Annotated in this window: 8 protein-coding genes; 5 read left to right on the top strand and 3 right to left on the bottom strand. The window is 66.2% G+C overall.

The genetic code is table 11. From position 1 onward, the window contains the following. Positions 1-38 precede the first annotated feature (38 nt). A complete protein-coding gene (locus AC3AYF_RS15465) occupies positions 39-1058 on the bottom strand; it encodes a GlxA family transcriptional regulator (protein WP_295040585.1) in 1020 nt (339 codons plus the stop codon). A gap of 95 nt (positions 1059-1153) precedes the next feature. Between AC3AYF_RS15465 and tmpA the strand changes: the two genes are divergently transcribed. The 5 genes from tmpA (at position 1154) to argC (ending at position 6365) form a co-directional block, all read left to right on the top strand. Continuing rightward, complete coding sequence (gene tmpA, locus AC3AYF_RS15470) at positions 1154-2284, top strand: 2-trimethylaminoethylphosphonate dioxygenase (RefSeq protein WP_295040587.1); 1131 nt, start codon at positions 1154-1156, stop codon at positions 2282-2284. Further along, a complete protein-coding gene (locus AC3AYF_RS15475) occupies positions 2281-2859 on the top strand; it encodes an HD domain-containing protein (protein WP_487779956.1) in 579 nt (192 codons plus the stop codon). Before tmpA ends, AC3AYF_RS15475 begins: the two co-directional genes overlap by 4 nt. 56 nt (positions 2860-2915) lie before the next feature. Next, positions 2916-3872, top strand: coding sequence for an ABC transporter substrate-binding protein (locus tag AC3AYF_RS15480; RefSeq protein ID WP_295040591.1), 957 nt, complete (start codon positions 2916-2918; stop codon positions 3870-3872). 160 nt (positions 3873-4032) lie between these two features. Then, on the top strand, positions 4033-5283 hold the full coding sequence (locus AC3AYF_RS15485) for a pyridoxal phosphate-dependent aminotransferase (RefSeq protein WP_295040593.1): 1251 nt from the start codon (positions 4033-4035) through the stop codon (positions 5281-5283). 62 nt (positions 5284-5345) lie between these two features. After that, positions 5346-6365: an N-acetyl-gamma-glutamyl-phosphate reductase gene (gene argC / locus AC3AYF_RS15490; protein ID WP_487779957.1), complete on the top strand. Its 1020-nt coding sequence runs from the start codon at positions 5346-5348 to the stop codon at positions 6363-6365. A 64-nt stretch (positions 6366-6429) separates the two neighbouring features. Here the strand turns inward: argC and AC3AYF_RS15495 are convergent, their stop codons facing one another. Beyond that, a complete protein-coding gene (locus tag AC3AYF_RS15495; RefSeq protein WP_295040598.1) occupies positions 6430-7317 on the bottom strand; it encodes an NAD(P)-dependent oxidoreductase in 888 nt (295 codons plus the stop codon). Positions 7318-7350: 33 nt separating this feature from the next. After that, positions 7351-7818: hypothetical protein (locus AC3AYF_RS15500; protein ID WP_487779958.1), on the bottom strand; the 468-nt coding region annotated here is incomplete at its 5' end.

Genomic DNA, 7818 nt, shown 5'->3' on the forward strand with positions numbered 1-7818 from the left:
CCCCGCAGGTTGTTATAAGGCGCCATGAAATTGACGCTTCACGACGCTCCTCTGCCCCGCTGTGCCGTGGTTCGCGGCGACTCGCCGAACCGTGCCCGATAGACCCGGGAAAAATGCGCTGGCTGAGCGAATCCTGCCGCCAGTGCTGCCTGAGTCACGCTGGTTCGACTATCGGCGAGAATCTGCCGGGCCCGATCGAGTCGCAGCGACAGATAGCGGCCTTTCGCCGTTTCGCCACGATAACCCTGGAAGAGCCGGTTGAGCTGGCGCTGGGACTGGCCGACACGGCGACAGATATCCGGGATCGTCAGCGGCTGCGCCAGATGGGCCTCCATGATCGCCTCCGCCCGACGCACGCTCCGGGGGAGATACTCCGAGCCGGCCCGCCCCTCGATATCACTCTGGATGCGAGGATCCAGACGCGAGTGCACCAGTTGACGGCTTAGTGCCGCGACCAGATTGGTCCCGTGCTCCCGCTCGATGAAAGCCATCATCAGATCGAGACTGGCCGCGCCGCCACCGCCCGTCAGACGCTGGCGATCGAACCGGTAGCGGGCGTCGCTCAGGGCGAGCTCGGGGAACTCTTCCGCGAAGGCCGGTGCGCTCTCCCAGTGAAGGGCCACTTCGAAGCCGTCCAGCAACCCGGCCCGAGCCAGAATGAACGCCCCCGTCTCCAGCGCCGCGAGCAAACCGCCATGGGCCGCCACCTGTCGCAACGCCGCCCAATGCGACGAGGCCACCGTCGCTTCGGCCTCGTAAGACGCCACCACGAACAGGTTGTCGAAGATCGGCGTTCGCCCCAGCGCCGCATCGACATCGACGGTCACGCCGTTACTGGCGGTCACCGGCCGGCCATCGTTGGAAAACAGCCGCCACGCGAACAGCGAGCGCCCGAATCGATTGGCGACGCGCAGCGGCTCGAGCAGACAGTAGAGCGTCAGCATCGAGAACTTTGGCAGCAACCAGAGATTGACCGTGACATCCGCCTCTTCAGGCGACAGAACGGGCGGCAGGTCGGGGCGGGGATAGAGCCATTCCGGCGTAGGATGATCGGACATGGCGAAAAGAATCTTTGATACGGCCAAAAATATCAATTGTCTCGACGCGACACCTCCTAGGGTATCAGGACACTGACCCACCGAGAGATGTCGCCATGGACGTTTTCGTCGAGATCATTCCCGGTACCGACGCCCGTCAACTGAGAGTGGTCGAGGGCAATCGGGAAACGCGCTTCCATGCGCTGTGGCTACGCGAGCGCTCCCCCGATGCGCAAACTCTCGATCCCCGCACCGGCCAGCGGCTGATCGAGGCTGCCGCCCTGCCGCTGGAGCTGGCGCTGGCCGGCGCAGACTGCGACGGCGAGACGGTCGACTTGACGTTCAGCGACGGGCATCGCGCCCGTTTCGCCTTGCGTGACTTGCATCCGGAGGCGCATGCCGGCGCCGGCCATGAGCACTGGGATGCGTCACTGTTGGAGCTACCGAGCGCCGATTTCACCCCTGCGCTGGAATGCGACGACGCCCTGTCGGAGATGCTCGAGGCGCTCGAGCGCTACGGCTTCGTCAAGGTCAGCGGCGTGCCGCTGACGCTCGATGGCATGCTGCCGCTGGTGGAACGCCTGGGGCCGCTGCGCCGGACCAACTGGGGCGCCATCGCCGACGTCAAGTCGATCAACGATGCCTTTGATCTGACCATGACGCAGCGCGGACTCGAACCGCACACCGACAACCCCTACCGCGACCCGATACCCGGCTATATCTGGCTGCACTGCCTGAGCAACGCCGACAGCGGCGGTGACAGCACGCTGACGGACGGCTTCATGGCCGCGGAGCGCCTGCGCCGGGACGCCCCCGACGCTTTCGACTGCCTGACCCGCACCTCGACACGGTTCCGCTACGTGGACGATGACGCCCACCTGGAAAGCGAGGGTCCGCTGATCGAACTCGACCCTCGCGGCGAGGTAGTCCGGGTGCGCTACAACAATCGTACCGAGCGCATCCCGGCGTTACCGCCCGAGCAGCTGGAGCGCTACTACGCTGCCCGGCGCGCGTTCTTCGCACTGATCACCGCGCCGGAACTGACGCTGACACCCAAGCTGGCACCGGGCGAGATGCTGATCATGGACAACTACCGTCTGCTCCACGGGCGCACCGCCTTCCGCCTCGACCGGGGCATTCGCCATCTGCGCCAGGGTTACGTCGATCGCGACACCACCGCAAGCCGGCGCCTGACGTTACGTCGCCGGACCGGTGTCTCCCCCCACTCGCGCCAGGAGTCCGCATGAGCGCCACTTTTACCCGGTTCGACCATAGCCAGGCGGATGACTGGCGTGAGATCGACGCCCACTTTCGCGACTATCGTAAAGGCGTCGTCGAGCGCGTCATCACGCATCTGGTGCGCCTCGAAGGTGACACGCACGGCTATCCGGTCGATCGCTACACCCACTGCCTGCAGACGGCGACTCGCGCCGAGCGCGTCGGGGCCGATGACGAAACCATCGTCTGCGCCCTGCTTCACGATATCGGCGACGATCTGGCACCGGACAATCACGCCGAGATCGCCGCCGCCATTCTCGAACCGTTCGTCGATCCGTTGAATGTGTGGATGATTCGCCACCATGAGCTGTTCCAGGGCTATCATTACCGCCACTTCTACGGTCTGGATCGTCACGTTCGCGACGACTATCGCGGCCATCCCGGCTACGAACGTACGGTTCGTTTCTGCGACGAATGGGATCAGACCTCGTTCGACCCCGACTACGACACGCTTCCCCTCGAGCACTTCCGTCCACTACTCGAGCGCGTTCTGGCACGTCCGCCGTTCGAAGGCGAGGGCCTGCCCAGCGTTGCGAGCGGCTGAGCCCACGCGCTCGCCGACCGCAACGCCCATCACTCCCACAATAACCAGGAGTCACCATGACACCGCGCACCGCACTCGTGGCCGCCACGCTGCTGCCGCTATCGCTGATGACCGTATCGATGTCGGCTCTCGCCCAGAGCCCACCGCAGGATCGGGCCGACAGCGTCAATTTCGTCGTTCCGCCCTGGCCCGGCGTCACCGTCAAGACCGAAGTCTTCAGCCAGTTGATCGCACCGCTCGGCTATGACAGCGAGAGCCAGGAGGTCAGCAGCACGGTCGGCTATCGAACGCTTCAGACCGGCGACAGCGATGTGTTCCTGGCCGGCTGGCTCCCGGCCCAGCAGGAGAGCCACGACGAGGCGATGGCCAGCGGCAAGATCGAGGATCTCGGCAACAACGTCACCGGTGCACGGATGGGCTTCGCGGTGCCGGGTTACGTCTACGATGCCGGCGTCCACAGCGCCGAGGACCTGGATGCGTATCGCGACCGGTTCGATGGCCGTTTCTACTCGATCGAAAACGGCTCGACGGTCAGCACGTTCATCCATGACGCGCAGGACCAGGATGTCTACGGCCTGGGCGACTGGCAGATTCTCGACTCCTCGACGCCGGGCATGCTGTCGGAGGTCGACGCCGCCTTCAACGACAAGCGCTGGATCGTCTGGTACGGCTGGACACCGCACTGGATGGCGCCGGCCTATGACATGCGCATTCTCGACGATCCGGCGTCGGTCTACGGCCCGGACAACGGCAAGAGCGACGTGCGCACCATCGTCAACAAGGCATTCGCCGAGGCCAACCCCAACCTGCTCGCACTGCTCGAGCAGTTCACGCTGACCGCCAACGAGCAGAGCGAATTCATCGACGGCTACGGCCGCCAGGAGCGCTCGGCCAAAGACGTCGCCCGGCAATGGTTGCAGGATCATCCCGACCGCGTCGCCGAGTTCCTCGACGGCATTACCACCCGCGATGGCCGACCGGCGCTCGACGCCGTGAAGGCAAGTCTGCAGTAACCTTTCCGCCAGCCCGCTTCCAGCCTTCGGACCTGACCGGAATGGAGAACAGCCGCCGAGCAGGCACTCCCCGCCCGGCGGCTGTTCGTGGGAACGCGGAATCGTTAGTCTGTCACTATCAGCTTGCTTCCACTCCGCGACTCGCCACCACGGGACTGTCATGCGTTCAGCCGACCCACACCACTCGTCTCCCCGCTATGCCCAACTGACCCGGCGCATCGCCGGCGAAGGCGCCAGCGCCTGGAACATTCACTTTCGCGCCAAGGCGCGCCAGGCCCGTGGCGAGGATGTCATCATCCTCTCGGTGGGCGATCCCGATTTCGACACCCCGCCCTCCATCGTCGACGCCGCCGTCGACAGTCTGCGTCGCGGCGTGACCCACTACGCCGACGTGCAGGGCAAGCAGGCCTTGCGCGAACGCATCGCGGCCTTTCATCGCGCCCATGGCGGCCAGCCCGAGACGAGCGCGGAACACGTCGCCGTGCTCGCTGGCGCGCAATGCGGTCTCTACGCCACGGCACAGTGCCTGCTCGATCCCGGCGACGAGGTGATCATTCCCGAACCGGCCTACGTCACCTACGAAGCGGTGGTGCAGTCCACCGGCGCGGTGCCGGTATGGGTGCCACTGCCGGCCGACGAAGGCTTCCAGCCCCGCCCGGCCGACATCGAGGCGGCGATCACCTCGCGCACCAAGGCGATCCTGATCAACAGCCCCCACAACCCCACCGGCCAGTGCCTGACGCCGGCGATGTGGGAATCGATCGCCACGCTCTGCCGCGATCACGATCTGTGGCTGATCGTCGATGCCGTCTACGCCGACCTGATCTTCGACGGCGAGCACCTCAGCCCCGACAGCCTGCCCGGCATGCGCGAGCGCACCGTGGTGATCAGCAGCCTGTCGAAATCCCACGCCATGACCGGCTGGCGGCTGGGCTGGGTGGTGGGCCCGCGGCCGCTGATGACCCATCTGGTCAACCTCGCCCTGTGCATGCTCTACGGCTGCCAGCCGTTCATCCAGGACGCGGCCATCGCGGCTTTCGACGCACCGCCGGCAGCACTGGACACGATGCGCGAGACCTACCGCCAGCGCCGCGATGCGGTGGTCGAGACCCTGCGCGAAAGCGAGACCGTCGCCACGCTGCCGCCAGCCGCCGGGATGTTCATGATGATCGACATTCGCGCGACAGGACTCAGTACCCACGCCTTCGCCGATCGTCTGCTCGACGAGCATGGCGTATCGGTACTCGCAGGCGAGGCCTTCGGCGCCTCTGCCGCGGGGTTCGTGCGACTGAGCCTGACCGTGGATGCCGAGCGCCTGCGCGAAGCGTGCCGGCGAATCGAGCGTTGCGCCCAGGAGTGCCAGGGCGAGTCCCGACTGGCGGCCCGGCCGCTCGACGGCATGACAAGCTGACCCCGAATCCGCACAATACCGCGATCACGACGTCGTCAAAGATCAACGGCAGGACAACGCCCATGGCATCTCCGGACTCATCCCAACGCGCTTTCGAGGACTTTTCAGAGGGCTCTTTCAAAAACTCTTCGAAGGGCTCTTTCAAGGTCTACGTCGACGGCCAGGAAGGCACCACCGGCTTGCGACTGTTCGACTATCTCCGGGCTCGCGACGATATCGAGCTGCTGCGCATCGACAGCGACAAGCGCAAGGATCCGGCCGAGCGAGCGCGCCTGCTCAACGCCGCCGATGTCGCCTTTCTGTGCCTGCCGGATGCGGCCTCCCGCGAAGCCGCGGCGATGGTCGAGAACCCGAATACCTGCCTGATCGATGCCAGCACGGCGTTTCGCACCGATCCGAGCTGGGTCTACGGGCTGCCGGAGCTCGACGAGGGCCAGCGCGACCGGATTCGCGCCAGCAAGCGCATCGCCAACGTCGGCTGTCACGCCAGCGCCTTCATCCTGCTGGTTCGACCGCTGGTGGACGCCGGACTGCTGCCGGCAGACTATCCGCTCTCCGCGTTCTCGCTGACCGGCTACAGCGGTGGCGGCAAGGCGATGATCGCCGAGTACCAGAACGACAGTGACGACCGCCTGGCTGCGCCACGCCCCTACGCCATGGCGCTCGGCCACAAGCATCTGCCGGAGATGCAGCAGCATGGCCGCCTGGCGCAGCCGCCGGTGTTCTCACCGATCGTCGGCCCGTTCCTGAAGGGGTTGATGGTCAGCGTACCGCTGCAGCTCTCGCACCTGGCGGAGGGCGTGGGCGCGGAGGAGTTGCTCGGCGCCTATCGCGCGCACTACGCCGACGCGCCGTTCGTCCGGGTGCGGCCGGTCGAGGCACTCGACAATCTGGACAACGGCTTCTTCGACGTCCAGGGCGCCAACGAGACCAACCGCGTCGACCTGTTCGTGTTCGGCAACGACGAGCGCGTCTGCCTGGTATCGCGACTCGACAACCTCGGCAAGGGTGCTGCGGGCTCCGCCGTGCAGAACATGAACGTGCATCTGGGGGTGGACGAGATGACGGGCCTCGGCGTCTGACGCCTCGCCTGCCGAGGTCGGGGCCGCCGCCAAGCCCGGCCCGGCCCGGCAGGTTCGGCAGCCGCTATCGGCGACGATAGCGATCCAGATAGGCGTGGATCGCCGCGATATCCTGCTCGCCATGGCCGGCGTCGACCGCATCGAACCAGAGGTTGCGGATCTGGGACAGTGACGGCAGCGCCTTGTCGTCCCCCGCCTCCAGCGCGAGCCCCGCGTCCTTCAGCCCCCACTGCAGCGCCATCTGCGGATCGAAATCGCCGCCGGCGATCGTGTCCAGCTTGAGCTTCATGTAGGGCGTGGCCAGCGGGCCACCCTCGAGTATCTGCCACAGCTCGTCGCCCGCGACGCCGAGCGCGTCGGCGAGATGGGCGGTCTCTGCAATCCCCTGCATCATCGAGATCAGCCAGGCGTTGATGACGACCTTCATCCGCGCGCCCCGTCCGGCCTGCCCCAGCCAGTGGGTCTGTTTGCCCAGCACGTCGAAGATCGGCTCGACGACGCCTGCCGCGCGATCCCTGTCGCCGCTGGCCAGTACGACCACCGCGCCCTGCTCGGCCGGGGCCTTGGTGCCGGAAACCGGGGCATCGATGAAGACGATATCGTCCCGTGATTCACCGACTTCGGCGATCAGTCGATCGGTTTCGGCCACGCCCAGCGTGCCCATCTTAACCAGCAGGGCGCCTCTCGCCATCGTCGCCAGCGCCCCGCGATCGCCCAGCAGCACATCACGGGTTACTGCCAGGTCCGGCAGCATGACGATGACCGCCTGGGCATCGACGACGGCATCGACGGCGGAGTCGGCGAGTCTGGCGCCACCGGCGACCAGGTCATCCGCCTTGCCGGGCGAGCGGTTCCAGACGCTGACATCGAAGCCGGCCTCCAGCAGGTTAACGGCAAAAGCGTGGCCCATGGCACCCAGGCCCAGCACGGCGACGGAGCGGGAATCGGACATCAGCAGCATCCTCGATAAAGTGTAGGCTCCTAACTATAGACGACACCGCCGTTGTTCAAGCGCAGGGGGCCGTTTCACTGCCGTTTCGTCATCCCCGCGTGCCGTCATCGGCATCCGGTAGCCGGCGACCAGCCTCAATGCCGCGAAGACCAGCATCGGCCATAGCGACAGGCTCGCACGGTCGAAGGCTTCCGCCATCCAGCCACCGAACATCGGCATGACGAAGGCCAGGGAGTAGCCGACGAAAGACATGCCGGCGGTCAGCGAGGCCACCGCCTCGCCGCGTTCCAGGCAAGGCGGCAGGGCCATGATCAGGGTGAGTTCGAGGGTGATGCCGAAACCGGAAACCACCAGCGCGATCAGGGCGGGCCACCCCTCCATCGCCAGGAAGCCGACCAGCCCCAGCACGCCGAGCGCGGCGAAGATCCCCAGCGGCCAGCGTCGGGTGATCCAGCGTCGCCCCCGCCACAGCATGACGAGCGAGGCCGCCAGCGGACTGGC

The sequence above is a fragment of the Salinicola sp. genome (genome assembly GCF_982684285.1).